The sequence below is a fragment of the Mesorhizobium sp. M0184 genome, from assembly GCF_040322215.1.
Lineage (GTDB): Bacteria > Pseudomonadota > Alphaproteobacteria > Rhizobiales > Rhizobiaceae > Mesorhizobium.
Genome location: NZ_JAMYSZ010000003.1, coordinates 101,626 through 124,778 on the forward strand (window position 1 = coordinate 101,626; position 23,153 = coordinate 124,778).

Consider the following 23,153-nt stretch of genomic DNA (forward strand, 5'->3'; position numbering starts at 1 on the left):
CATGACAAAGCTTCGCGTCAGCACCTATACCCTGCTGCAGACGGTGACCTCGGTCGGCCTGTCGGCACTGGCCTGGGTGGTCACCGGTGTGCGGCCGATCTGGAACGGCAGCCAGCCATCGGACCGGCAGCGCATCTACTTCGCCAACCATGCCAGCCACGGCGATTTCATCCTGCTGTCGGCCTGCCTTAGCGAGAAGGAACGCGCCCGTACCCATGCGGTGGCGGCCGCCGATTATTGGAGCAAGACGCGGCTGCGCCGTTTCATTGCCGAGGACATGCTGTCTTCCGTGCTGATCCACCGGCAGTGGACGGATGAAACGCAGCACCCGATCTCGATCATGCTGTCGGTGCTCGACCAAGGCCATTCGCTGATCCTGTTTCCCGAAGGCACGCGCAACATGACCGACGAACCGCTGCTGCCGTTTCGCTCCGGCCTCTACAATCTGTCGATGGCGCGGCCCGATGTCGAACTCATCCCGTGCTGGATCGAGAACATGTCGCGGGTGCTGCCCAAGGGCCAATTCGTGCCGGTGCCGCTGCTTTGCCGTGTCGTCTTCGGCGCGCCGATCGCCATTCAACCGGGTGAGGAACGCCGCGCCTTTCTCGATCGCGCCCGCGAAACGCTGCTGGCGCTCAACCCCCGGCCGCAGCGAGACGATTGAGGACCAAGGCAAAATGCTGCCGATGATGCACGAAACCCTCATTCTGATTGTCGGCCTGCTGGCGGTGCTGATCAGTGCCAGCGTCGTCGCCGGCGTCTTGTCATGGCGCGCGCCAAAGCCGTTGTCGCCGACGCTGGTCAACCTCACCCAGCGCATCAATGCCTGGTGGGTGATGGTGGTGGCGATCACCGTCGCCTTCTTCTTCGGCCGCCCCGGCATGACCATCCTGTTCGCGCTGATTTCCTTCGCCGCCCTGCGCGAATTCGTGACGCTGACGCACAGCCGCCGCAGCGACCACTGGGTGCTGCTCGGCATGTTCGGCATCGTCATCCCGTTCCAGTACTGGTTGGTGTGGACCGCCTGGTACGGCCTGTTCACCATCTTCATCCCGGTCTACTGCTTCCTGCTGATGCCGGCGATCACCGCGCTGCACGGCGACACCGAGCGCTTTCTCGAGCGCGTCTCGGCGCAGCAATGGGCGGTGATGATTTCGGTCTACTGCGTCAGCCACGTGCCGGCGCTGCTGACGCTCGAGGTGCCAGGCTTCGAAGGCCGCAACCTGTTGCTGATCGCTTTCCTGATCATCACCGTGCAAGGCAGCGACGTGCTGCAATATATTTTCGGCAAGCTGTTCGGCCGGCATCTCCTGGCGCCGACGGTCTCGCCGTCGAAGACTTGGGAGGGGCTGGTCGGCGGGCTGGCGGCATCGAGCCTGCTCGGCGCGCTGCTGTCGTTCCTGACGCCGTTCTCGCCGCTGCAGGCAGCCGGCGTCGCCTTCATCGCCTGCCTGATGGGCTTCCTTGGCGGGCTGGTCGCCTCCGCCATCAAGCGCGATCAAGGCGTCAAGGACTGGGGCCATCTGATCGAAGGCCATGGCGGCATGATGGACCGTGCCGACAGCCTGGTCTTCGCCGCCCCGGTCTTCTTCCATACGGTGCGCTATTTCTGGACTCTATGAAGGTTGGCGCCGTTTGCCGCGGCGGACGGTTCAGCGCGACCTTGCGAAGACAACCTGATCCGTTTCGTTATTGCCACTTTCGCGAAAGCGGTAATAACCCGACCTGCCGCGGTCTTCGCCGCGCTCATTTTGCCGCGGCGAGCGGCTCTTTCTTGCGCGCCGGCGTCAGGCGGCGCATGCGGCGTTTGGCGGTGGTCTTCAGCGCCACCGGCGGAGCGCTGGACAACGCACCGAGCACCGCGCCTACCATGCCATGTGCGACGAAATCGGCGTTGATCTCGTTGGCCAATCTGGCATCTGCCTCCTGGTTGTCGCTGTCGGCTTCCGACCACAACACGATGCCCACTCGCAACCTTGGTTTGGCTCGTTTCAGCCGACGGACCAGGAACCGCCCGTGCTTGACGGAATCCCGGTTCAAAAATCCGATGGCGACACTATCGACGGCGTCGAGCTCAAGGCGGCGAATGCTCCCCGGTTCGATCTCGGCGAAGCTCGCTCTCAACACCGTGGCGCCCTGGACTTCGAGCACCTGGGCCAGCATGGCGGCCGCCGCGTCGTCGAGTTCGCCGCGCCCGCCGGCGCACAGCACCGACATGCCCGTGCCATCCGGCAGTTCGGTGTACTCCTCGCCCTGAACCTCCCCCTGAACGTGCTTGTCCTCGCGTGAGCCGTTGTCTTCGGCCGCGGCCGTGTCGTCCGCTTCCGCCTCCTCCTGCGCGCTGTCGTCGAGGTTCGCCACCATCGTCAGCGCGCTGCCCGCGACCTGCTGTCTTTGCTCATCGCTTAACACGCCACGCACCCGGTCCTGCTCACCGAGCAGAAGTGCGGGAATCGCGACCTTGTCGTAGAACTCGACCAGATATTCTTCCTCCAGCATCTCCTCGGCATGGTCCGTCGCTTCCTCGGGATCCCCGGCCAGCAGCCGCTGGTAAAGCCGGGCGTGCGGTTCGAGCACGGGTTCGTTGCCGAACAGAACGTCGAGGAATTCGAACTGCGGCACATGGCGGCCGAGCACGACGAGGCAGACCGTGAGCGGCGTCGACAGAACCAGGCCCAATGGCCCCCAAAGCCAGGTCCAGAAGATCGCCGCAACGATGATGGCCAATGGCGACAGCCCGGTGCGCGAGCCGTAGAGCCAAGGTTCGATCACGTTGCCGGTGATCAGTTCCACCACGACGAAAAGCCCTGCGGTCCAGAGCACGAGCGACCAGCCGGGCGCCACGGCCAGCGCCAGGAACAGAGGCAACAACGTCGCGATGACCGGGCCGATATAGGGAACGAAGCGCAGCGCCAGCGCCAGCAAGCCCCACAGCAATGGATTGGGTATGCCCAGCAGCCAAAGTCCGATTGCAATTGGGACGGCATAGACGATGTTCACGACCAGTTGCATGAGCAGATAGCGGCCGACGCGCTTGCCGGCATCCTGCAGCGCCTCGGTGGTTCGATGCAGATCGCCATAGCCGACGAGGCGTATGAAGCGATCGCGCAGGTCCTCCCGCTCGAGCAGCATGAATATGACGACCACGACGATCAGTCCGGCCGATGCCAGCGGGCTCAGCAGCGGGCCGATCAGATTCTGGAGAACCTCGAGCGGTCGTTCGCGCGCGACGATTTCGACCGGGATCGGTTCCCGCGGAGGCTGATCGGCGGCGGGTTGTGCGGGCTCGGGTCTGTCGAGCTCCTGGCCGACACGTTCGATCACCCGGCTCAATCTGGAAACGATGCCGCCGCCGACGCCGGTTTCCTTGAGCGACCGGACCTTGGTCAGGATATTCGCCTGGTAAAGCGGAATGTTCTGCGCCAGTTCACTGACCTGCGTGGCGACGATGAAGGAGAACAGAGCCAGCACCGTGAATGCGCCGAGCACACTGGCGATCACGGCAGGAAGACGCGGAATGCCGGCTCGCTTGAGTGCCGACACCATGGGCACGAGCGCAAAGGTAAGCAGCAGCGCGATTGCGATCGGCAGAAAGACCTCGCGCCCGAAATAGAGCGCCGCGACGGCCGTCACGACCGACGCTACGCTGGGCAACGATGTGCGCGGAAGCGCCCTGGCCGCGGAAACAATGCCCGCCCGCCGGGGCTCCGACAGGTGCGCGTCGTTTCGACGATTTGCCGCCACTGATACCTCCGCCCCGCCGTCGCCATGATCGGGCATATTGAGCCGGCGTGCAACTTCGCAGCGTCTCACCCAGCTGGACGCCGGTTGCCCTGGTCGGCAGCGCGGCAAATTCAGTCATGGTAGAATTTTTTGCATTAATAACGTCACGGGCAATCCTGTTCCATGTCTGCGCCAGAACGTGGAACTTTTGGGTCAAAACACCGTTCCTTCGTAGATCGCTGATGGACAACCTCAAAGCAGCAGCTCAGGAGGAATGATCATGAACATCAAGACGCTTTGCATGGGCGCGATGGCGCTTTCGATGATGACCGGCGCTGCGCTTGCCGCCGGTGCCACTGGCACTTCGGCGCTCGACGATCCGCAGAAAATGAACCCCTTCTTCACCGACGCCGGCATGAAGACCATGAAGTCGGAAGCCGAATTCAAGGCGGCATGGATGGCCATGTCCACGAGCGACCGGGCCATGATGTTGAAGGAATGCAGCGACGCAGGCATTGCCACGATGCATGCCGACTTCTGCAAGATGGCCAACCAGCTCGGTGGCGCCAACAAGTGATCGTTGCCAATTGAAATAACGCACCAAGCGAAAGGGCGGGCAGGTCTGTCACTGCGACCTTCCTGTCCGCACGGGCGGGCGCTCATCTATTTGAACTCGTGCCGGAATATCCGCGTAAAAGGCCACGACTTCGATTGCCGTGGCGCCATTGGCATGGCTTGGCCGGAGCGCATGTCGCGAAGCGGCAATGCCACTACCGCCCAGGGGGTCCCAGTCTGCTCACAATCCGGGTTTTCCGGTCGGCCGTCCGCCTGGCATTAGCGGTCGGCACGCTTGGTTACCGGCACGCTGCCCCCGGCACGCTTGACCTCGCCGCCAACCGTGGGATAGGCCGGGTAATGAGCCAACCACCTCCGCACCGGAGTCCCACGAAAGACCTGCCATGACCGACGCGATCATAAGAGACAGCAATGGCACGGCGCTGCACGAGGGCGACTCCGTGACCCTGATCAAGGATCTCAAGGTCAAAGGCACGTCGGAGACGATCAAGCGCGGCACGCTGGTGAAGAATATTCGCCTCACCGGCAATCCCGGCGAGATCGAATGCAGCACCAGGCAGGTGAAGGGCCTGGTGCTGAAGACCGAGTTTTTGAAAAAGGCGTGATCGCCTCGGCACCCTTCGCTTCGCTTCCATATCAGTCGCTCTCGAATCGCTCATGTGAGTGAATCGCCCACGCGAGGAACTGGAGGAGCCGCGCCCTCCCCCTATGTTGCACTGCGTTAGATTTGTTGCATTGCAATATCGTCGCATCGGGTCGAGCCTCTGCGAGGTGGGCATTCCTTGCATGAGGTGATTGTGTCGGCATCATTTCGGCCTGACATCGAAGGGCTGCGCGCGCTGGCGGTGGCGGGTGTCATCGCCTTCCATTTTGGTCTGTCCGGCCTGCCCGGCGGCTTTGCCGGCGTCGACATCTTCTTCGTCATCTCCGGCTATCTGATCACCCGTCACCTGGTTACGGAAATCACCGAGACCGGGCGGCTGAACCTCTGGCGCTTCTACGCCCGGCGCGCCCGGCGCCTGTTGCCGGCGGCACTGTTCGTCATCCTCGCCACGCTGTTCACGGGTTACTTCATCCTGTCGCCGGAGGAACAGGCGCTTTATTCGAAAGGCGCCATGTTCGCCTCCGCCTACATGATCAACCTTTGGCTGATCCGCTGGTCGTTCGACTATTTCGCCGCCGACGCCACCAACAACCCGTTCATCCACTTCTGGTCGCTCTCGGTCGAGGAACAGTTCTATTTGGCATGGCCGGCGCTGCTTCTTGCCGCCGCTTGGCTGCGTCCCGGCAAGCGCGCCGCTATAATCGTCATCGGCGTCGCCGGCGCGGCCTCCTTCGCCGCCTGCGCCTGGCTGACGGAAGTGTCGCAGCCCTGGGCGTTCTATTTCTCGCCGCTCAGGGCCTGGGAATTCGCCGCCGGCGGCCTCGCGACCATGGCGCCGGCAAAGATCTGGCGCGACCGGCCGCTGCTGGCCACGCTCCAGGCATGCCTCGGTCTGGCGCTGATCGCCTGGGCCTATCTGATGCTGGACGAAGACTCGCCGTTTCCCGGGGTGAATGCGCTGGCGCCTGTTGCCGGCACCGTGCTGCTGCTGCTCAGCGGCAGCGGCGGCCGCAATCTGCCGAGCGCCGTGCTGGCGCTGCCGCCCATGCAATGGTTGGGCCGGCTGTCCTATTCGCTCTATCTCTGGCACTGGCCGGTCATCGTCTATGCGGCGATGGTGGTTCCCAGCCTGTCCATCCTGGACCGCCTTGCCTGCGCGGCGCTGACGCTGCTTCTATCGATGTTCACCTATCATTTCATCGAGAACCCGATCCGCCGCAACGGCTGGCTGATGGCCGGAGCAGCGCGGGCGCTGGTGCCCGCCGTCGCGCTGACCGGCGCCGGCGTGGTCGCGGCCTATGGCAATGCGCGCTTTGCCGAGCACAATCTCAGCCCCGAACAGCACGTCATCGCCGACAGCGCCGCCCAGCTCTCCACCGTGCGCGCGACCAATGGCGGCTGCGTGCTCGATTTCGAGACCGTCAAGCCGAAGCCCTGCATGTTCGGCCGCAAGGATGCCCAGCGCTCGGTCGTGCTGTTCGGCGACTCGCATGCCGACCATTGGTCGACGCCGCTGATCAAGGCGGCCGAGAAGAACAATTTTCGCGTCGTCACCTTTCTCAAATCCTCCTGCCGGGCTTCGCGGGTGACGACCTGGAACTGGCGGCTGAAGCGCGACTACACCGAATGCGATCAATGGCGCGAGCAGTCGGTCAAGGACATCATCGCGCTCCACCCGCAACTGGTGGTGATCTCGGAGTTCTCGATCGGCAATGTGATGAAAGAATCGCCCGAGGAGTTGAAGCACGCCGATTGGCTAGCGCAGTGGCGGACGGGCCTCACCTGGACGCTTCAAGCCTTCAGCCAGGCCGGCATCAAGGTCGCGGTCATCAGGGACGTTCCCTACAATGCAAGCTACGCCGACAAATGCGTGGCGCGGGCGCTGTGGCGGGGCCAGACGCCCGCGACATGCGACACGCCGAGGATCATGGCGGCAAACGACGACATCGCCACCATCGAGCGCGATATCGTGCGCTCGACACCGAACGCTGCTTACATCGACATGACCGACCGCTTTTGCGACCAGACCACCTGCCATGTCTTCATCGACGGCAAACTAGCCTTCCGCGACCGCCACCACCTGGCGACGCCCTTCGCCGAAACGCTGGAGCCGGCGGTGGAACGGGCGCTATTTTCGGATGTGATGGCGGCGGCTGTGAAGTAACAATGCCGGATCTTGTCGGATCCGGCCCACCGGCCCCCGGCCAGCAACCATGCGGGGCTCAGCTGAGGATGAGACCCGCCAGGAAAACCGTAAGGATAAGCGACAGCGGAACTGCAAGAAGGCAGCACAGCTCGAAAGTATTGGCTGGCCAAGAAGTCATTGGGCGCTTTTCCATGTTGGCCTCCTCCCTCAACGGCCAGACCGAGACGGCAGTTCCGCTTAGATAGTGCTCATCCCCACCACTCATCATGCAATTGGCGCAGTTCGTTCCGCTTCCTGGTCATCCATCGTGCACGCGCCAGATGTGTCGCCCACGCCCGGAAAGCCCTCTCCGGCTCCCGCTCCGGATCCATATGCAGAACGATGCGGGCGACCTCGCGCCAATCGGTTCCTTCCGCCGAAGCGTCGAGCAGCCGGATATAAGTAAGCATGCGATCTTCGTCATAACCGGTCGGCACCGAAGACGTCGGCGCTGCGTTCGCGATATGAAGGTTTGGCGGCTTTAGCATTGCGATCTACCCACTGGCGCATCGTAGCAGCCTATGAAGAAGCCCGCGCCCTTTGATCGGAGGATGCGGATCGAGGATTCGCCTCGACAGTCGACAAATGCGGGCCTCGGGCGGGAGTTCCCCCAGCTGGGCTCACGCCTCACCCATCGCGATCGGGTCCGAGGTAATCTATGTATTTTAGTGGAACCTAATTTAGTCGACGCAATTATGCGTGCGTGAGAAAGCGTGAAATCCAGACAGTCACTGAAAGCCGGCTATCGCGGGATCAGTTGGCCGATGACCCAGTGATTGCGGTCGATTTGACGGAACGGATATTACAGGCGGCCGACAACGACAGGATCGTCTGCCTCGTCGTGGCAACCGAGCAGCTGGAAGCCGACCGCGTCGAGAAAGGTGAGCCCAAGGAGACCAAGATCGCCGCAAGCTTCGTCCGGGACTTTGAGGTGATGCTGCTTGTTCTTTATGCAGCCTACGCCCTCGCTGTGCTGGGTGCGACCGCGTTCGTTTTGCTGGAACTGGGCCATGTTCTGTAGGCAGACGTCGGCAAAAGACGGGACTGACGCGCGATTGCCGCTGTTTGATGAGAGGAGCGGCCACGCTGCGTCGGCGATCCGACCCCGCCGCAGCCAGCGGCATTTTCGCGCCAGCAGGCGCTAAACTTCGGGCCCGTCCGTTCGTTACATCTTGCCAATCTATGGAACGAGGCTGCCCCTCGGGGGTTTTTCTATTAGAGGGACGTTAAAGAAGGAGGTAGCTATGAAGAAGCTCCTGCTTGCCTCGGTGATCGCCATCGCATCGGCGGCTTCCGTGATCGGCCCGGCGAATGCCGGCGGCAGCGTCACGATCGGCATCGGCAACGGCTATGACGACGACTATTATTATCGCCACCATCGGTATTCCGATTACGACGATGAGTACGTCCCCCGTTACCGCTATGATGTCTACGACGAGGACTACAGGCCGCGCTACCGGTACCACCGGCGCTGCCACACCGAAGTCATCAGGCACTGGCGTCATCACCACCGGATTATCGAAAGAATCCGTGTCTGCCGTCGTTGACGGATCGATCCGGCCGGTTTTGCCGGCCGGATCGGCGGGGCTTCTCACCTCGGCTTGCGCATCAGCATCATGCCGTAATGCACGGCCAATATGTCGAGCCCGATCTTGAGTAGTTTCACCACCACGTCGCGCGGCTCGCCGGCCTGTTCGGCCAGGCTCTTGACCGTTGCGTCGGCACAGCAGACCTTTTGCACGATGCCGGCGATCTCCCAATGGACAAGCGCCCTGGTGGCCTCGGCATGGTCGCGGCCGGCGGACAGGATGTGTTCGGCGACGCCGCTGCCGGTGCGGCCGCCGTCGACGCGCTCGGCCCAGGCCATCGGCTTGGCGGTTGCCTCGGACGAGTTGCGGAAATCCTGGCGGTAGCGCATGCCCGCCTCGCGCTGCTGGCGCGACAGCGAGGTGAGGCCGCTCAGCGGGTCGACGTTGCGCACCCGCACGATGCCGCCGGTCGCTGTGTGGCCGTCATTGGAGACCTCATAGAGGCGCGCTCCCTCCTGCGTCCCCTTCGCCAGCCGCTTGCGGCCGAACCGGTCGTCCTTCAGTGCGAAATCATGGCCGATCTCCTTGCGGATGCGCACCTGCTCGGCCTCGCCTTTCGGCAATCTCGGTGGCCTGGCTTTGGCCTTTTGGGCGGTTTTGGTGCTCATCGGCTCGGTCCTCCTGGGTTTTGGTCATCGGGCTCTGGCGAACTTCCAGCCTCATTGCAGCGAGCTCAAATCGCTTCGGCCGGCAGCGTGCGCAGGAAGCGCGCAGCGTGATAGGCGCAGTAGCTTTTCGATGGGTTCGTGCGCATTCCGCAGCACAGCATGTCCAAACCTGGCCGGCTGCCGGGGGCGTCGTTTTCCGCATCCTCCTGCAGCGTCGTATCGAGCGGCGCGCGGCAGCGCTCGAACAGGCAATCGATGAAGCGCATGGCGGCGAAATGCGGCTGGCGACCGCCGGCGGCGATCGGGCGCGGCGCCGGCATTTCGAGCGGCGCGCCATCGGTCCCGGTGATCCGAGCCGGACCCGGCTGCCAGGCCGGCGGCGCCAGCCTGGCCGACAGCCTTGCCGGGCGGCAGCGTGGCTCGGCCTTCGGGGCCGACTCCGCTTGATCAGCAGTGCTTGATGGCTCAGGCGCCGAATTTCCGAGCCGGCCGCCACACCAGCCCTTGGATTTGGCAAGGCCGATGGCGCGCAGACGGGCGGTGCGGTGGACGATGCCGATGATGGCCGCGCGCGAGGCCGGGCGGCCGCGCAGCGCGGTCAACCGGGTGGCGATCTTCGCGGCCGACAGCCCGCTCATCAGCCAGTTCTCGATTTGTTCCAGTTCCGAGGCGGAATAGCGGGCGGCCATGATGTTTCATTCCCTGCAAAAATGGTTGTGTGCGGCGCCGGCTTCGCCGGCCTCAGGCTCGAAAGCCGGTCAGCCTTCGCGTGGTCTGCTGCGATCGAGCTTCATCTCGGCCGCCTGCCTTGTTGCGCCGGACACTGCCTTGCCCGTCCGCTCGTCGAAGGCGATGACCGTGCCGTCTTCGGTGCGGGTGCAGGAAACCGCGGCATCCACATTGCCGGCCGGCAGGTAATTCGTGGCCGGAGCCGTGAGGGGAACGGCTCCGGCCGTTCCGGCCGCTTGCGCTGCCGGATCCGAGGCGCGAGCCCCGGGCATCGTCCCGGCCGGGGAGGAGGACAGCCGCGACGAAGGGGACAGGGTTGGCACATGCATGGCCCCGGCGATCGGTTGCGGTACCACCTCCAGGCGAGCGCTGCCGGCGCGCTGAACGGCGGATTCAAGGACCGAAAGCTGGCGAAGCGACTTGTGCATGCCTACATAAGAGCATAACTCAAATCATAATGCAAGCGATTCTTGCATAGACGAAACCGAATCTTATGCCACAGATGGAGCCATGGCGAAAACTGCACTGTCGATCAAGGTCGGAGCGGCGATCCGCCGGGCGCGCAAGCAGCGCGGCCTGGTGATGCGTCACATTGCCGAGCACAACGACACCGACGTCGCTGCCGTCGGCAATTGGGAGACCGGGCGCAACCTGCCCAAGACCGAGAACCTTTTGAAGACCGCCGCTTTCCTGCGCGTCGACCCGGTGGCACTCGGCAAGGGCGAGGTCGTTTTCCTCGATGATGCCGGACCGGTCGCCGATGCCGAGATCGTCACCGATCCCGGCCCCCTGCCCGCCGGGCCGATGGACATCCAGCTTCTCGGTACCGCCGTCGGCGGCGACGATGGCGACTTTACCTTCAACGGCCAGCCGGCCGGCTATGTCCAGCGGCCGCCGGGGATCCGGCATCTGCGCAATGTGTTTGCGCTGCACGTGCTGAGCGATTCGATGGTGCCGCGCTACGAGCCCGGCGAGATGATCTATTGCGGCGGCCGCGAAGCGTTGCCCGGCGACCATGTGGTGATCGAGACCCTGCCCGAGGAGAACGAGCAAAACGGCAAGGCCTTCATCAAGAAGCTGGTCAAGCGCACCGCCGCCGAGCTGATCGTCGAGCAGTACAACCCGCCCAAGACGCTGTCCTTCAACCGCTACGCCATCAAGAACGTCTTCCGCGTCATCCCGCTCAAGGAACTGCTGGGGTATTGAGGGCCTGTTGCCTTCTCCCCTTAGGGGAGAAGGTGGATCGGCGCACAGCGCCGAGCCGGATGAGGGGTGCTGGAAGGAATGCGGCGGAGGAAATGTAGAAGCGATTTTTAAGCACTTACGCCATCAAGGTAGCGATCCGTCCAACACCCCTCATCCGACCGAGCTTCGCTCGGCCACCTTCTCCCACAAGGGGAGAAGGGAAGAGCAGCACGCCCGCCCCCTCAAGCCCGCCTCGACTGCAGCTCTCGACCGTTGAGCAGGCGCGCCTCGGCGCGGGTCCGTTGCCGGTCGTCGATGAAGGCGGCCTGGATCGAGACGGCGGCGCCCGGCAGGCCGTCAGCCCGGCAGGCCTTGCAGATCAGGCGCCCCGAAAGTGCGGCCAGCGGTGTCTCCGGCATCACCCCATGCCGCTTGAGCTCGGCCGGTTTCCACCACCTGTTGCGGCCGCAATCGATGCATTCGACGGCAATCGAGACAACATCGGCGATCGTCGCTTCCTTGCCTGCCAATGCCATAGCCATCCCCATCATTGTTCCTGCTTTGTTCACATCATTATCGGTTTTTGGAGCGGAGTCGAGTCGGTTCCGCTTGCACCAACGTGAAAGTTTCACTTGTTCGATTATTTGAGTTATGCTTATACATGGTGCGGACTGGAATCGGCGCGAGCCACAGAACCGCGCCCGCTCCGTCCGCCGGCAGCAAGGGAGTGACGATGGACCCAGCCCAGTTCGCCCATGCCTGCGGCTATAGCGGCGACAGCCCGGCCATGTTTGCCGCTTTCGCGGCCATCCGCCAGGACGGCATCCGCAAGGCACGCCAGGGTCATCGCCAGCGCAAGGCGGCGATCGACCGGATGAAGCCGAGCCGCGCTTTGTTCCTGGCGGCGATCCGCCCGGCGCAGTCAGCCGAGGAGGCACTCGAGGATGCCGCCCGCTTCCTGTCGATGTTCCGCAACATGCCGCACTGGCGACAGGAAAGGCGCGCCGCCGACCTCACCCGCGCCAGGCAGCAGCGCCTCTTCGCCCGCTTCTTCCGCCGCTACGGCCACCGCCTCTGGGCGCTCGAGGCGGCGTAAGCCCGAGCGGAGCGCCCAGCCAGCCGATCAAAGCTGCTGGCTGCGAGCGAAAATGCGGCCGTAGCTGGCATCGTCGATCTCTGCGAAGTGGTGGGAGCGCAGGAAATGCTGCAGCCGGGGATTCGGTGTGGCGCAGGTGGCGGCATGAACATTCCAACGGATCAGCTTGAATTGCCGATCGATGGCATAGGCCCGGACAAGCCTCCACAAGACGAGCAGGACGCCTTCGCCACCGCCGTCGATATGGGCAAAATTGACCAGAAGCGTGCCGCCATTGCGATTGAATTCGGCCAGGACGGTGGCGCTGCTGCCCATGGCGAAGGAGATCGGCCGGCCGAAGGCCAGCAACGCATCCTGGTCCGCGCGCGACAGCGCCCTCAACGTCTCCAGGGAGACACCCTCGATTTCGATCCGCATTGAAGGGTTGACCCTCGCTAAGTTGCTCGCCTCGCCCATTGCCCTAGTCTGCTTGCCAGAAAGACAGCTGATAATCCTCCAGGTCTCTGGAGTCTGAAGCGAAAAAATCGACGACAAACCTTCGGTCCGCAAACTGCCATTGCAGTTTTGCCTCATAAATCTCCTTGAGAACCGAGCCGAGAAACACGAGCTTGTCGCGAGAGATGTCGGCGGCGCCGAAGGCGTGAATGTCGGCAATGTGCAGGTGGTTCATAACCGCTTCCACGGACTGTCGTGTGGCGTTGGGGTCTCGTTCAAAGCTTCGCAGGCCTTCCTCGCTAAACCCTTCCATCAAAACGTAGCGTTCGAACGTCACGAATTTCGGCCAGAAAATGGTGCTGTATCCCACAGCAAGCGCAAATCGGCCCTCGCACCCGACCCAGCTTTGTAGATCGATGCCGGACCCATTGTTCCAGGCTGCCAATTCAGCCTTCATGCTGGCTGGAACATCCATATCGTAGCCTCCCGATCTCGCCTGTCATAGGTCTTTCAACGGCTGCTTTCCAGTAGACCGGCAAAGTTGCATCCCTTCACGCTTGTAGTCCCCAAATCCGCGCCGTATGTCTCCACGCGATGAGCGAGATCAAGTTCCGTCGCGCGCAAGCGCCCGACCTGCCGGCAATTGTTGCAATGCTTGCCGACGACGTGCTCGGCGCGAACCGGGAAGACCCGTCCACGCCGCTTGCGCCATCCTATCTCGATGCCTTCAGCGCAATCGATACCGATCCCAACCAGTTGCTGGCCGTCGCCGTCAACGCCGGGCAAGTGGTCGGAACGCTGCAGCTCAGCTTCCTTCCAGGCATTTCGAGAAAAGGCGCCTGGCGCGGCCAGATCGAAGGCGTTCGCGTCGCCCAGCAATGGCGCTCTCGCGGCGTCGGCAAGCTGATGATCGAATGGGCGATTGAAACCTGCCGTTCGCGCAATTGCAGCTTCGTCCAGCTCACCACGGACAAAGGTCGACGGGAGGCGCACGCTTTTTACGAGCGCCTCGGCTTCACCGCCAGCCATCTCGGCTACAAGATGGCGCTGTAGGTCGCGGCGGTAGCCTTCGCGCTGCTTGACAATTCGTCAGCAATGTTCTCTTTATGTTCCATTAAAACCACTCTAGAAATGATGCGGCGTTCGAACCGCCGCGGGCGAACGGGCCGGATGGAAGCCAACATCCTCCACGCGGATCTGGATGCCTTCTATGCCTCGGTCGAACAGTTGCTCGACCCGGCCTTGCGCGGCAAGCCGATTGCCGTCGGCGGCGGGGTAGTGCTTGCCGCATCCTATGAAGCCAAGGCGTTCGGCGTGCGCGGCGGTATGCCGGGACGGCGGGCGCGGGAACTCTGCCCGCAACTCATCTTCGTCGGCGGCCATTTCAAGGACTATCAGCGGCTGGGCGATGCGGCAATCAAGGTGCTCGGCGATTTCACGCCGGTGGTCGAGCGGATTTCGATCGACGAGGCCTTTGCCGACGTCGCCGGCTGCACCCATTTGTTCGGCTCGCCGGCCGAGATCGCCGGCAAGATCCGCCGCCGCGTGCGGGCCGAGCTCGGCCTGCCGATCTCGGTCGGCGTAGCCCGCACCAAGCATCTGGCCAAGATCGCCTCACAGGTCGCAAAACCGGACGGGCTGGTGGTGGTCGATCCGCGCCACGAGCTGGAGTTCCTGCACCACCTGCCGGTCGAGCTGATGTGGGGCGTCGGCCCGGTCACCAGGCAGCGGCTGGCCGGCATCGGCGTCAACACCATCGGCGAGCTGGCGAAGACCAATGGTGCGGCGCTTGAGCGCCTGCTCGGGCCGGCGGCGGGAGAAAAACTCAACGCGCTGGCGTGGAACCGCGATCCGCGCAAGCTCGAGACGCAGCGCCGGGCGCGCTCGGCGGGTGCGCAGTCGGCGCTTGGCCGAAAACCGGCCGAGGAGCAGGTCTTCGTGCCCGCTTTGCTGCATCTGGCCGACAGGGTCGCCACAAGATTGCGGGCGAAATCCCGGCCCGGCCGCACGGTGACGGTTCGCGTCCGCTTTGCCGATTTGCGCTCGGTGACGCGCTCGATCACGCTCGACCAGCCGATATCGGCAACCGCCATGCTGGCCGAGATCGCCGAGGCGCTGGTGCGCAAGGTGCTCATCGACCATCCGCACGAAAAGACAATCTCGCTGCTGGCGATCGCCGTATCGCATCTGGAGCAGCATGCCGGGCTGCAACTGGAACTGCCGCTCGGGCTCGACGACGATCGCCGTCGCCCCGGCACCAGGCAGGGCGCGGCGCGCTGGACCGCCGACCGCGCCGTCGACAAGATCCGCGACCGCTTCGGCTGGGAGGCGGTCGGCTACGCCTCGGTCGCGCTCGGGCTACAGCGGTCGGTTCCCGACGCCTTTCGCGAACTGGCCGAAAAGGAATTGTGAGCCTCGATTACACTTTGGTTGCCAAGTCGCCGGAATGACGTTGAAGGCTGCGGACTTGTGAATTTATCTTCGGTCCAGTTGGTCGTGCACCGGTTTGGGCATCAGCCAGACAGGGTAGCACCCGCCCGCAAATCCTTCCGCACCTTCATTTCGAACGACAGGAGATCGGCATGGGACAGAACGCCGGATATTTCGCACTCATCGTTGCCGGACTGGTGACCAATGCAACGACGCTGGCCAAGCCGCTCAACCCGGACCGGGCGATTCCATCCCTGGGCGATATCAACTCGCCGCTGGCCAGCCCGCTATTCAAGCAGGTCAAGGCCGGGCCGCTGGAGATAAAGCTTGAGGAAACCACGCTTGCCGATGTCGAAAAAGCCTTCGGCGGAGCGATGCACGATGAAGGTGACGCCGGAGATTCACGCCACTGGCTTTGCTATGCCGGCCCCGACGCCGGCGGATCACCGTCGATCTTCTGGTTCGTATCCGGCGAGATGGGCGGCTCCGACCACGGTGTCCTGTCCGTCGCCCTGCAGCCGAACCCGGAAGGCAAGGTGCCGGAAGGATGCGCCAGCGCGCCTGCCAGCCTGACAGCTATTGAACTCGATACGCCCGGCGTCGGAGCGCCGCTGAGCGACGTGGCCGCGAAATTTGGCGCCGCCAAGCCCGATCGTTACGGCCATTTCGGCTTCGCCGCCTCTTATCCTCCTTCGTCTCCCGACCAGAAGGACGCCACGGTCACGCAGACACTCACCTACACAGCCGAGAACGGCAGGATAACCGGCGTGGCGGTGACGCAAGTCACCACCAATTAAGGTGTCCCCGCTCGGTTGGCGAATGGTTCACGTGTGAATGATCTGCCGCGCCCGAGCCAGGCGGCCTGGTTGCTGGCCACCTCGTTATGCAGATTGGTTCTGATGTGCCGCCCGGGCCCGCCCTCCACCTGCAAATGCGACATTCGAGGCGGCCCTGGTCGTCAGACCAAAAGCGTTGCGCCGCCCCAAGCGATCAGGGCGGTGCCGGCCGCCCGGCCAACCCACGGGCCGGCAGGAAACACCGGTTCGACGAGAACCCGCGAAGGTCCGGAAATGACCCAGAAGCGGGCGGTCGGCAGCGATCCGAGCAGCAACGATTTTGGCAGGACCGGAAATCGGCATGGAATGCTGCAATCATCATCATGTCCCGCCCAAGTTGTGGACAGTTCCTTCTCAAAGGCGCACTCTTAGCATGCGAAACGCGAGCTAGCGTTTCGTGCAACGCTTCACATGCTTGACTTGCGTCGGTGATTATCTGACCTACCCGGATACTTCCGGGTGGGCAGACCTCACATTGTGTCGCCTATCCGTGATCAGGCTACGGCCTAAGGCACGTTGCAGCCCGTTCCGGATCAACTGGGAGGTAAACAACATGCCTGATTTTCAGCGCAGAGAACTTCTTGTTCAAGGAAGCGCGGCTCTTGCCGCAATTGCTGCTCTCTATACCTCGCGCCGGGCTTACGCTTTTCCAACACGGCCGAACGAGGAAGTTATTCCATGGCTGGATCAGCCGACCGAAAATCCCGATCCGGCGGGTATCCAGAAGCAGCTTGTCTGGGAGGATTTGGATAGCTGGATAACGCCAAACGACAAATTCTTCAGCATCTCGCATTTCAACCGACCAACGATCGACGAGAAGACATGGTCGATGGAGATCGGAGGCCTGGTTAAAAAGCCCCTGGAGTTAACGCTCGCCGACATCAGGGCGCGACCGCGGCAGGAGGTCGTTTTCACAGTGGAATGCTCGGGCAACCACGGGTTTCCCTTTTTCACCGGCGGCATCGGCAATGCTCGCTGGGCAGGGACGCCGCTCGCCCCGATCCTCGAGGAAGCCGGCGTTCTGGAGAAGGGCATCGAGGTCGTCTTTTTCGGTACCGACACAGGCGAGATCCCGATACGCGACGTCAAGATGCAGCAGAACTTCGCTCGTAGCATGTCGCTCGCCGACGCGATGAACCCCGACAATCTCCTCTGCTATGAAATGAACGGGGCCGCCTTGCCGGCGCCCAATGGCTTCCCGGTACGGCTCATTGCGCCAGGCTGGTACGGGATCGCCAACGTCAAGTGGCTAAAGCGCATCGAGGTTCGCGATACGCGGTTCATGAGCCTTCTGATGGCCCGTGACTATGTCACCATCCGGGAGGAGGACCACAACGGCGAGACCGTATGGGCCGAGACGTCAGTCGGGCGAGCGCTGATAAAGTCCGCGCCCGCGAAGGTTACCCGGAAAGACTCAGATTACTCCATCATTGGAGCAGCCTGGGGGGCGCCGATCGACCGGGTCGAAGTGCAAATCGATCAAGGGCCTTGGGCACCAGCGACCATTGACCACAGTGAGGAGGCCGAACACGCTTGGAAAATATGGTCCCTGGCTTGGGCAAATCCCTCTCCTGGAGAACACACGGTGACCTCGCGCGCGGTCAGCACCACGGGACAAATTCAACCGGCGATGGACGATCCCTTGATAGCCAAGAAACACACATACTGGGAGAGCAATGGCCAGGTGACGCGCCGCGTGCGTATCGGCTAGAGGATTTTGCCGCCAAATGGAGTCATTTGGCGTCCGCATAAATGCGGCAAAACAGATAGTTAGAGCGAGTTACCGGTTCCAAGAGAACCGGAACCGCTCTAAGAACTTGCTGCCATGTGGCAATTGCGTTTGGGTCACCCAGGAGGAGGCTGCCTGATCGCCATTTCGCACTATTTCCAGCGCTCTCCTCACCCCTCCACGGCCCTGATCTCCGCGTCGACCAGGCACCACGGCGCGTAGCGGAAGTCGCGGATCTGGATGACCTGATCGTCCCGCCATTCGACCAGCATGAAGCCACGCACGGCGCCGTCGGCCGCTTGCGGGTGGCGGATCAGGATCGCCGGCCTGCCGTCGACGAAGCCGAGCGACAATGTCCAGTCGCTGATACGGTCGTAATTGCCGAAATAGGTCGACACCTCGGCCTTGCCGCGCAGGCGGACGCGGTTGACGACATCGAGCCGGACGTCCTCGGCGATCAGTGCCCTGACCGCGTCGAAGTCGCGCGCGTTGAACAGGTCGACATAGCGCCGTAGCCGGCGCTCGTCATCGGCGTCGAGCCTCGGCGCAAGCGCCTGTTCGGGCTGCAGCGCCAGCAGCTTGAGCTGCGCCCGCCCGCGATGCAGCGCGGCCTTGGTGGCGGCAAGCGTCGTGCCGGTCACCTCGCAGGTCTCATGCAGGCTGAGGCCGAGCACGTCGACCAGGATCACAGCGCTGCGCTGCGGCACCGAAAGCTGCATGAAGGAGCGCAGGCTAGTCTGGGCGGCGAGCCGGCTGTCGGCGCTGCCGGAGGGATCCTCGATGACGCTCATGTCGGCCTCGGTCATGCGCGACCTTTCCCGATTGCGCCGCCGCAGATGATCCTGCGCGGCATTGTGGGCGATGCGAAACAGCCATTGCTCCGGCCGTTCGACCATCGCACCGCCGTCGATCGCCTGCAGCGCCTTGATCAGCACCTCCTGGACGATGTCCTCGCCATCGATCACCGAGCCGGCCATGCGTGCGCAGTAGCGATGCAGCCTTGGCCGCAACCCGACGAGCATCACCTCCAAAGTCGCCCTGTTCATTTTCGGCGTAGCGTCCCATTTCTGCGCGAGCGGCATGGCAGGCGCTACCCGGCTTTCTGATCCGCCAGCATACGGTAATTGCCGATGACTTTGACAGCCGATCGCATTGCCGGGGTCGAACGGCGCTCGGCGTGGTTTTCCGTAAACGCCTTGAAAGCCGCAAGCCCGGTCAGCGCCGACGAATCACCGTCCTGGCCGACGATGTGGACGAACGAGCCGTCGTCCAGCTCGAGCACGAGATAACGCACCGTCGGCGGTGCCGCCTCGCCCAGCGCTTCGAACACTTTTTCGACCAGCGCGCGGTTATCTTCCAGGTCGGCTTGGTTCACACCGTATCGAATGAGCGCGTAGTTCATCGTCGTCTCCTGACTGGTTGGTATGAACGAAGGACGACCGGCTGCGCTGAAAAGATTCTCCTTGCCGAAGAATCTTTTCGGTTGCCCGCATCGTCTTTCCCGCGTGGGCGGCTGCGCGGCAGCCATCAAGCAGGAGAGACGATCATGCATATCCAGTTTGCCGAGCTTCCGGTGTTCGAGCAGGACCGCGCCAAGGCGTTCTACACCAGGCATCTCGCCTGCCAGGTCATGGCCGACCAGAAGATGGGTGATGGCGGCTGGCGCTGGATCGAGCTGGCATTTCCGCATGCCGTGACGAACCTGCATTTTGTCAGGCGCGCCGACGACGCACCCGGCGCGGAGCCGGTATTGGTGCTGGTCGACGAAAATGTCGGGGCAATGATCGCGGCCATGAAAGCGGGCGGCGTCGAGATCATCACCGAAGCGCATGAGGCGCCGTGGCAGCCGGGGCGCACGGTGGCGGAGTTTCGCGACAGCGAAGGCAACCGCATGGTCCTCGCCAGCCGATAAGGCACCGGAGCCCTCTGTCCGGCGGGGCGTCATACCTAAGTCCTACCTCCGGCCCGACCATCGGCCGTACTTCCTTCGTATTATTATTTCGTGACCTCTGCGCGCCGGAACCTTCCCTTGCATCGGGCGTTCGGGCGCTGTATCGCGATGCCTCATATTTAGGCAGGCGGAGGAAATACGAATAAGGGCGGGTGGCAAAACAAACATGGGCCGGGGAGGAGCATCTTACCATGTCGAACCGTAAAATCGGAATGTCCCACAGTTTGGGGCTGCGCGTCGCTGACCTCAAATCCAGAATGCAAAGTGCCCAGATTACCGAGCATGAGATCAAGACGTTTCAAAAGGTTGCCGCCATTATGGGCGGCGCCAAAGGCTCCCTGCGCCTCGATGCGGACGATCTGATCGCCGCGTCTTTCCTTGTCGATCCCTTGGAAGATCTCCCGCTCTCCAGTTGAAGGCGCCGAACGCAGGTCGAAATCCTATCGGGTTTGAACCTGCGATTGCCGCCGGCGGAGCATCCGCCAGCCCAAGCCGCATGCGAGGATGACGTTGGCCAGCGCCAAGCCGGAAAGCGCGGCCAACGTCCCGTGCGGGCCGAAGCGCTCCAGCAGCAATGCTCCGGCCGAGGGTGCCGCCGCCTGGGCGACCAGGCTCGGCATGGCGAGGCGGCCCATCAGCTTCGCATAGCCGTTCGAGCCGAACAGCGCGAGCGGCAACGTCCCCCGCGCGATGGATTCCAGGCCGATCCCTGCGCCGTAGAAGCCCAGCGCCAGCGGGATGATTGGCATGCCGGCCCAGAGCGTCGAAACGCCGATCGCCACAAACGTAACCGAGGCAAACTTGGTGAAAATCGGATGGTGGTAGCGCGCGATCATCATCTCGATCGCGCGGGCCGCCACCTGTGATGGACCAACCAGCACGCCGAGCCCGACGGCTGCGGCAAGCGCCATGCCGCTGCCTTGCAGGATTGTGAGCAGATGCACCGATAGTGTCGACGAGATCACCGCTGCGAGTGTCAGGGTCGCGGCCAGAACGATCACGATCGACGGATCGGCTTGGTTGTCGAGAATGGGTGCCGCCTTCTTCACTCCCGGTTTGACTGCCGGTTGCGGCGCCTCCCGGGGCAGGATCACCAGATAGAGCGGAAGCGCAATCACCAGCTGAAAGGCGGCGTAAACCAGGCAGGTGCCGCGCCAGCCGACCTCCCCCAGCAGCAAGGCTGAGATCGGCCAGCAGATGGTGCTCGCAAGGCCGCCGAACAGCGTCAGCATGGTGATGGCGGAGCGCGCGCCGTGGCCGTAGTGGCGGCCAAGCGTTGCGAAAGCGGCATCGTAGAGCCCCGCCCCCATGCCCAGGCCGATGACCAGCCAAGCCGCGATATAGGCCGCAAGATTAGGGGCAAGAGCCAGCCCGATCTGGCCGAGCCCGATGCATCCGGCGCTGAACGCCAGGACATTGCGGCCGCCATGCCGCTCGATCGACGACCCGACGCGCGGAGAGATCAATCCGGCCACAAGCAAGCCAAGAGACAGGCCGCCGACAACCCATGCCAGCGGCCAGCCGGTATCGGAGGAGACTGCCGGCGCGATGACCGCGGGAAGATAGTAGGAAGAACCCCACGCCATGATCTGCGTCAGGCCAAGCGCGGTGATGATCGCGCCGCGGCTGCGCAGGATGGCCGGCGAAGGCGGCGAAAGACTCATGCCGCGACGCTGCAGCCACAGCCGCCTTTGCCGACCGCCTTCGCCTTGGCGTCGGCGACACAGCACGCATCCACCGCTGCCGGCGCCGGACCGCCGCAGCACCCCTTGTCGGCCACGCCGATCCGCGGCACCGTGCAGACGCCGGTCTCGGGCAGCACGAGCTGGACATTGTCGGCCGCCACCATGTCTCCGGCGATCGCCGCCGCGACCGAGCGGACCTGCTCATAACCGGTCAGCAGCAGGAAGGTCGGCGCGCGGCCATAGCTCTTGATGCCGACTGTGTAGAACCCTTCCTCTGGATGGCTGAGCTCACGGTGGCCGTGCGGCGGCACGTCGCCGCAGGAGTGCTCGTTGGGATCGATGAGCGGTCCCAGTGCCTTGACGCTTTCCAGCCATGGATCAAGCTCGAGCCGAAGCTCGCGGGTCAGCGACAGATCGGGGCGCTGTCCGGTCGCGGCGATGATGCGGTCGACCGGACCCAGCGCCTGCAAACCGTCCCTGGTCTGGCCTTCGACGACCAGCCGGCCGTTGGCATCGCGGATCGAAACAGCCGCAAAGCCCGTCACCAGTCTGACGCCGCCGCTCTCGGCGAGTTCGCGCACTTCGGCGCCGAGTTCGCCGCGTGCCGGCAATTGGTCGGCATCACCGCCACCGTAGATGCGCACCAGGTCGGTGCCGCGCGTTGTCCAGATGAAAGCGGTGCCGGCCTCCACATTTGCTAGGCTGGCGAGATCCAGCACCGCATTGGCGGCCGAATGGCCGGAGCCGGCGACCAGCGTCGTCTTCCCCGCATAAAGGCTGCGGTCGCGGCCGAGAATATCGGGGATGCCGTAGGCGATGCGGTCGGCAAATTCGGCCTCGCCTTCTGCAGGAATTCCGCCGGCGCCGAGCGGGTTCGGCATCTGCCAGGTTCCCGAAGCATCGATGACGGCACGTGCGCTGTCGCGTCTTGTACCATCGGCAGTCTCGACCGCCAGCATGAACGGCCGGTTCTCGCGTCCCTTGCTCAGCACCTTGTCGGCGCCCCAGCGCGAAATGCCGACGACCCGGGCGCCGCTTTCGATCGACGGCGACAATTGCGGAAGCTTTGCAAGCGGCTCGAGATAATCCGCGACGAGGTCGTCCGCGGTTGGGAATGCCTCGGGCTCAGGCATCCGCCAGCCATGCGCCTCGAGCAGGTTTCTGGCCGCCTGATCGACGCAATAGCGCCAGGGCGTGAACACACGGACATGGCCCCAATCCCTGAGATTGGATGCAACCGCATTGCCGGCTTCGTAGACTTTGACAGGAATGCCCCGCGCGATCAGGTGGACCGCTGCCGCCAGGCCGACCGGCCCGGCGCCGATCACCGCAACGGGGAGTTTTTCAATCATCTCCATGTCTTCCATCCTTCCGGTAATTTCGAATTATAATGGCAAAAAAATCATGCCGCCGTTTTGGCGGCCGCTTCCGCCGATGCCGGCGCACAGGTGGCGTCGGCGCAGCATTCGTCCGCGAGGTATCCGATGAGCCCGTTCATGGCGGGATAGTTGGCCCGGCAGATTAGCGTCGTCGCCTGGCGCTCCTGTGTCACCAGGCCGGTGTCGACCAGCCGCTTGAGGTGATGCGATAGCGTCGAGGCAGCGATGCCCAATCTGTCCTGGATACGCCCGACCGGCAGCCCCTCATCGCCCGCCCGCACCAGCGTCCGATAGAGCTGCAACCGCGTCGGGCTGCCGAGGGCTTCAAGTTGCGAGGCTGCTTTTTCGAGTTTCATGGAAATAAGCTATTTCCAGAATCGCTGCACGTCAAGAGAATTTCGACAAAGATCGAA

28 protein-coding genes are annotated in these 23,153 nt (G+C 63.4%); 15 read left to right on the forward strand and 13 right to left on the reverse strand.

Annotated features, from left to right (window positions below; genetic code table 11):
- Position 1 precedes the first annotated feature (1 nt).
- Together NKJ23_RS05540 and NKJ23_RS05545 are read left to right on the forward strand one after the other, a co-directional pair.
- Positions 2–664 carry a lysophospholipid acyltransferase family protein gene (locus NKJ23_RS05540; RefSeq protein ID WP_031211476.1) on the forward strand — a complete coding sequence of 221 codons (663 nt, stop codon included), beginning with the start codon at positions 2–4 and terminating at the stop codon, positions 662–664.
- Between the two features lie 22 nt (positions 665–686).
- Positions 687–1,622: a phosphatidate cytidylyltransferase gene (locus tag NKJ23_RS05545; RefSeq protein WP_352679358.1), complete on the forward strand. Its 936-nt coding sequence runs from the start codon at positions 687–689 to the stop codon at positions 1,620–1,622.
- Positions 1,623–1,746: 124 nt separating this feature from the next.
- On the opposite strand, the gene NKJ23_RS05550 is transcribed toward NKJ23_RS05545, so the two are convergent.
- Positions 1,747–3,780: an AI-2E family transporter gene (locus tag NKJ23_RS05550; RefSeq protein WP_352679361.1), complete on the reverse strand. Its 2,034-nt coding sequence runs from the start codon at positions 3,778–3,780 to the stop codon at positions 1,747–1,749.
- 223 nt (positions 3,781–4,003) lie between these two features.
- On the opposite strand from NKJ23_RS05550, the gene NKJ23_RS05555 reads away from it, so the two are divergent.
- The 3 genes from NKJ23_RS05555 to NKJ23_RS05565 all read left to right on the forward strand — a co-directional run bounded on the left by NKJ23_RS05555 (position 4,004) and on the right by NKJ23_RS05565 (position 7,067).
- Complete coding sequence (locus NKJ23_RS05555; protein WP_023675661.1) at positions 4,004–4,300, forward strand: hypothetical protein; 297 nt, start codon at positions 4,004–4,006, stop codon at positions 4,298–4,300.
- Between the two features lie 382 nt (positions 4,301–4,682).
- Positions 4,683–4,904 (forward strand): alkylphosphonate utilization protein, encoded by a 222-nt coding sequence (locus NKJ23_RS05560; protein ID WP_023675660.1) that lies wholly within the window; start codon positions 4,683–4,685, stop codon positions 4,902–4,904.
- 192 nt (positions 4,905–5,096) lie between these two features.
- Positions 5,097–7,067 (forward strand): acyltransferase family protein, encoded by a 1,971-nt coding sequence (locus tag NKJ23_RS05565; protein WP_352678910.1) that lies wholly within the window; start codon positions 5,097–5,099, stop codon positions 7,065–7,067.
- A gap of 230 nt (positions 7,068–7,297) precedes the next feature.
- Here NKJ23_RS05565 and NKJ23_RS05570 read toward each other — a convergent pair whose 3' ends face one another.
- Positions 7,298–7,576 (reverse strand): hypothetical protein, encoded by a 279-nt coding sequence (locus tag NKJ23_RS05570; protein ID WP_352678913.1) that lies wholly within the window; start codon positions 7,574–7,576, stop codon positions 7,298–7,300.
- 269 nt (positions 7,577–7,845) lie between these two features.
- On the opposite strand from NKJ23_RS05570, the gene NKJ23_RS05575 reads away from it, so the two are divergent.
- Entirely contained in the window at positions 7,846–8,109 is a 264-nt protein-coding gene (locus tag NKJ23_RS05575) for a hypothetical protein (RefSeq protein WP_352678916.1), read from the forward strand.
- Between the two features lie 223 nt (positions 8,110–8,332).
- The gene (locus NKJ23_RS05580; RefSeq protein WP_352678918.1) at positions 8,333–8,635 is read left to right on the forward strand and encodes a hypothetical protein; all 303 of its coding nucleotides are present in this window, start codon (positions 8,333–8,335) and stop codon (positions 8,633–8,635) included.
- A gap of 44 nt (positions 8,636–8,679) precedes the next feature.
- Here NKJ23_RS05580 and NKJ23_RS05585 read toward each other — a convergent pair whose 3' ends face one another.
- The 3 genes from NKJ23_RS05585 to NKJ23_RS05595 form a co-directional block, all read right to left on the reverse strand.
- Positions 8,680–9,285 (reverse strand): DUF6456 domain-containing protein, encoded by a 606-nt coding sequence (locus NKJ23_RS05585; RefSeq protein ID WP_352453502.1) that lies wholly within the window; start codon positions 9,283–9,285, stop codon positions 8,680–8,682.
- 65 nt (positions 9,286–9,350) lie between these two features.
- Positions 9,351–9,974 (reverse strand): high mobility group family protein, encoded by a 624-nt coding sequence (locus NKJ23_RS05590; RefSeq protein ID WP_352678920.1) that lies wholly within the window; start codon positions 9,972–9,974, stop codon positions 9,351–9,353.
- A gap of 69 nt (positions 9,975–10,043) precedes the next feature.
- Positions 10,044–10,286 (reverse strand): hypothetical protein, encoded by a 243-nt coding sequence (locus tag NKJ23_RS05595; protein WP_352678922.1) that lies wholly within the window; start codon positions 10,284–10,286, stop codon positions 10,044–10,046.
- Between the two features lie 238 nt (positions 10,287–10,524).
- Between NKJ23_RS05595 and NKJ23_RS05600 the strand changes: the two genes are divergently transcribed.
- Entirely contained in the window at positions 10,525–11,220 is a 696-nt protein-coding gene (locus tag NKJ23_RS05600; protein WP_352579488.1) for an XRE family transcriptional regulator, read from the forward strand.
- A 221-nt stretch (positions 11,221–11,441) separates the two neighbouring features.
- On the opposite strand, the gene NKJ23_RS05605 is transcribed toward NKJ23_RS05600, so the two are convergent.
- Entirely contained in the window at positions 11,442–11,741 is a 300-nt protein-coding gene (locus NKJ23_RS05605; RefSeq protein ID WP_352678923.1) for a hypothetical protein, read from the reverse strand.
- Positions 11,742–11,932: 191 nt separating this feature from the next.
- On the opposite strand from NKJ23_RS05605, the gene NKJ23_RS05610 reads away from it, so the two are divergent.
- Positions 11,933–12,295 (forward strand): hypothetical protein, encoded by a 363-nt coding sequence (locus NKJ23_RS05610; protein WP_352678926.1) that lies wholly within the window; start codon positions 11,933–11,935, stop codon positions 12,293–12,295.
- 27 nt (positions 12,296–12,322) lie between these two features.
- Here the strand turns inward: NKJ23_RS05610 and NKJ23_RS05615 are convergent, their stop codons facing one another.
- Positions 12,323–12,712, reverse strand: coding sequence for a hypothetical protein (locus NKJ23_RS05615; protein ID WP_352678928.1), 390 nt, complete (start codon positions 12,710–12,712; stop codon positions 12,323–12,325).
- Positions 12,713–12,755: 43 nt separating this feature from the next.
- Entirely contained in the window at positions 12,756–13,205 is a 450-nt protein-coding gene (locus NKJ23_RS05620) for a hypothetical protein (protein ID WP_352678930.1), read from the reverse strand.
- A 119-nt stretch (positions 13,206–13,324) separates the two neighbouring features.
- Here NKJ23_RS05620 and NKJ23_RS05625 point away from each other — a divergent pair, with 119 nt between their 5' ends.
- From NKJ23_RS05625 to NKJ23_RS05640, 4 genes are all read left to right on the forward strand, one after another.
- A complete protein-coding gene (locus NKJ23_RS05625; RefSeq protein WP_352678933.1) occupies positions 13,325–13,783 on the forward strand; it encodes a GNAT family N-acetyltransferase in 459 nt (152 codons plus the stop codon).
- 117 nt (positions 13,784–13,900) lie between these two features.
- Positions 13,901–15,142 (forward strand): DNA polymerase IV, encoded by a 1,242-nt coding sequence (gene dinB, locus NKJ23_RS05630; RefSeq protein WP_352678935.1) that lies wholly within the window; start codon positions 13,901–13,903, stop codon positions 15,140–15,142.
- Between the two features lie 170 nt (positions 15,143–15,312).
- Positions 15,313–15,957, forward strand: coding sequence for a hypothetical protein (locus NKJ23_RS05635; RefSeq protein ID WP_352678937.1), 645 nt, complete (start codon positions 15,313–15,315; stop codon positions 15,955–15,957).
- A gap of 592 nt (positions 15,958–16,549) precedes the next feature.
- Positions 16,550–17,707 (forward strand): sulfite oxidase, encoded by a 1,158-nt coding sequence (locus NKJ23_RS05640; protein ID WP_352678938.1) that lies wholly within the window; start codon positions 16,550–16,552, stop codon positions 17,705–17,707.
- Between the two features lie 188 nt (positions 17,708–17,895).
- Here NKJ23_RS05640 and NKJ23_RS05645 read toward each other — a convergent pair whose 3' ends face one another.
- Both NKJ23_RS05645 and NKJ23_RS05650 read right to left on the reverse strand, forming a co-directional pair.
- A complete protein-coding gene (locus NKJ23_RS05645) occupies positions 17,896–18,771 on the reverse strand; it encodes a sigma-70 family RNA polymerase sigma factor (protein WP_352678940.1) in 876 nt (291 codons plus the stop codon).
- A 44-nt stretch (positions 18,772–18,815) separates the two neighbouring features.
- On the reverse strand, positions 18,816–19,127 hold the full coding sequence (locus NKJ23_RS05650; RefSeq protein ID WP_352678942.1) for a hypothetical protein: 312 nt from the start codon (positions 19,125–19,127) through the stop codon (positions 18,816–18,818).
- Between the two features lie 144 nt (positions 19,128–19,271).
- Between NKJ23_RS05650 and NKJ23_RS05655 the strand changes: the two genes are divergently transcribed.
- The gene (locus tag NKJ23_RS05655) at positions 19,272–19,637 is read left to right on the forward strand and encodes a VOC family protein (protein WP_023680367.1); all 366 of its coding nucleotides are present in this window, start codon (positions 19,272–19,274) and stop codon (positions 19,635–19,637) included.
- 230 nt (positions 19,638–19,867) lie between these two features.
- Positions 19,868–20,092: a hypothetical protein gene (locus NKJ23_RS05660; RefSeq protein ID WP_031213090.1), complete on the forward strand. Its 225-nt coding sequence runs from the start codon at positions 19,868–19,870 to the stop codon at positions 20,090–20,092.
- A gap of 24 nt (positions 20,093–20,116) precedes the next feature.
- Here NKJ23_RS05660 and NKJ23_RS05665 read toward each other — a convergent pair whose 3' ends face one another.
- Genes NKJ23_RS05665 through NKJ23_RS05675 form a run of 3 tightly spaced genes read right to left on the reverse strand, consistent with a single transcriptional unit; the run spans position 20,117 to position 23,096 of the window.
- The gene (locus tag NKJ23_RS05665; protein ID WP_352678944.1) at positions 20,117–21,340 is read right to left on the reverse strand and encodes an MFS transporter; all 1,224 of its coding nucleotides are present in this window, start codon (positions 21,338–21,340) and stop codon (positions 20,117–20,119) included.
- On the reverse strand, positions 21,337–22,713 hold the full coding sequence (locus tag NKJ23_RS05670) for an FAD-dependent oxidoreductase (RefSeq protein ID WP_502902502.1): 1,377 nt from the start codon (positions 22,711–22,713) through the stop codon (positions 21,337–21,339). Before NKJ23_RS05670 ends, NKJ23_RS05665 begins: the two co-directional genes overlap by 4 nt.
- 50 nt (positions 22,714–22,763) lie before the next feature.
- Positions 22,764–23,096 (reverse strand): ArsR/SmtB family transcription factor, encoded by a 333-nt coding sequence (locus NKJ23_RS05675; protein ID WP_352490030.1) that lies wholly within the window; start codon positions 23,094–23,096, stop codon positions 22,764–22,766.
- Positions 23,097–23,153: the final 57 nt, after the last annotated feature.

Bases quoted from the DNA above. Each gene is read 5' to 3' on its own strand.
- NKJ23_RS05540 (WP_031211476.1), top strand. From the start codon at position 2: ATGACAAAGCTTCGCGTCAGCACCTATACCCTGCTGCAGACGGTGACC.
- NKJ23_RS05545 (WP_352679358.1), top strand. From the start codon at position 687: ATGATGCACGAAACCCTCATTCTGATTGTCGGCCTGCTGGCGGTGCTG.
- NKJ23_RS05550 (WP_352679361.1), bottom strand. From the start codon at position 3,780: ATGCCCGATCATGGCGACGGCGGGGCGGAGGTATCAGTGGCGGCAAAT.
- NKJ23_RS05555 (WP_023675661.1), top strand. From the start codon at position 4,004: ATGAACATCAAGACGCTTTGCATGGGCGCGATGGCGCTTTCGATGATG.
- NKJ23_RS05560 (WP_023675660.1), top strand. From the start codon at position 4,683: ATGACCGACGCGATCATAAGAGACAGCAATGGCACGGCGCTGCACGAG.
- NKJ23_RS05570 (WP_352678913.1), bottom strand. From the start codon at position 7,576: ATGCTAAAGCCGCCAAACCTTCATATCGCGAACGCAGCGCCGACGTCT.
- NKJ23_RS05580 (WP_352678918.1), top strand. From the start codon at position 8,333: ATGAAGAAGCTCCTGCTTGCCTCGGTGATCGCCATCGCATCGGCGGCT.
- NKJ23_RS05585 (WP_352453502.1), bottom strand. From the start codon at position 9,285: ATGAGCACCAAAACCGCCCAAAAGGCCAAAGCCAGGCCACCGAGATTG.
- NKJ23_RS05590 (WP_352678920.1), bottom strand. From the start codon at position 9,974: ATGGCCGCCCGCTATTCCGCCTCGGAACTGGAACAAATCGAGAACTGG.
- NKJ23_RS05595 (WP_352678922.1), bottom strand. From the start codon at position 10,286: ATGCCCGGGGCTCGCGCCTCGGATCCGGCAGCGCAAGCGGCCGGAACG.
- NKJ23_RS05600 (WP_352579488.1), top strand. From the start codon at position 10,525: ATGGCGAAAACTGCACTGTCGATCAAGGTCGGAGCGGCGATCCGCCGG.
- NKJ23_RS05605 (WP_352678923.1), bottom strand. From the start codon at position 11,741: ATGGCTATGGCATTGGCAGGCAAGGAAGCGACGATCGCCGATGTTGTC.
- NKJ23_RS05610 (WP_352678926.1), top strand. From the start codon at position 11,933: ATGGACCCAGCCCAGTTCGCCCATGCCTGCGGCTATAGCGGCGACAGC.
- NKJ23_RS05615 (WP_352678928.1), bottom strand. From the start codon at position 12,712: ATGCGGATCGAAATCGAGGGTGTCTCCCTGGAGACGTTGAGGGCGCTG.
- NKJ23_RS05620 (WP_352678930.1), bottom strand. From the start codon at position 13,205: ATGGATGTTCCAGCCAGCATGAAGGCTGAATTGGCAGCCTGGAACAAT.
- NKJ23_RS05625 (WP_352678933.1), top strand. From the start codon at position 13,325: ATGAGCGAGATCAAGTTCCGTCGCGCGCAAGCGCCCGACCTGCCGGCA.
- dinB (WP_352678935.1), top strand. From the start codon at position 13,901: ATGGAAGCCAACATCCTCCACGCGGATCTGGATGCCTTCTATGCCTCG.
- NKJ23_RS05635 (WP_352678937.1), top strand. From the start codon at position 15,313: ATGGGACAGAACGCCGGATATTTCGCACTCATCGTTGCCGGACTGGTG.
- NKJ23_RS05640 (WP_352678938.1), top strand. From the start codon at position 16,550: ATGCCTGATTTTCAGCGCAGAGAACTTCTTGTTCAAGGAAGCGCGGCT.
- NKJ23_RS05645 (WP_352678940.1), bottom strand. From the start codon at position 18,771: ATGAACAGGGCGACTTTGGAGGTGATGCTCGTCGGGTTGCGGCCAAGG.
- NKJ23_RS05650 (WP_352678942.1), bottom strand. From the start codon at position 19,127: ATGAACTACGCGCTCATTCGATACGGTGTGAACCAAGCCGACCTGGAA.
- NKJ23_RS05655 (WP_023680367.1), top strand. From the start codon at position 19,272: ATGCATATCCAGTTTGCCGAGCTTCCGGTGTTCGAGCAGGACCGCGCC.
- NKJ23_RS05660 (WP_031213090.1), top strand. From the start codon at position 19,868: ATGTCGAACCGTAAAATCGGAATGTCCCACAGTTTGGGGCTGCGCGTC.
- NKJ23_RS05665 (WP_352678944.1), bottom strand. From the start codon at position 21,340: ATGAGTCTTTCGCCGCCTTCGCCGGCCATCCTGCGCAGCCGCGGCGCG.
- NKJ23_RS05670 (WP_502902502.1), bottom strand. From the start codon at position 22,713: ATGATTGAAAAACTCCCCGTTGCGGTGATCGGCGCCGGGCCGGTCGGC.
- NKJ23_RS05675 (WP_352490030.1), bottom strand. From the start codon at position 23,096: ATGAAACTCGAAAAAGCAGCCTCGCAACTTGAAGCCCTCGGCAGCCCG.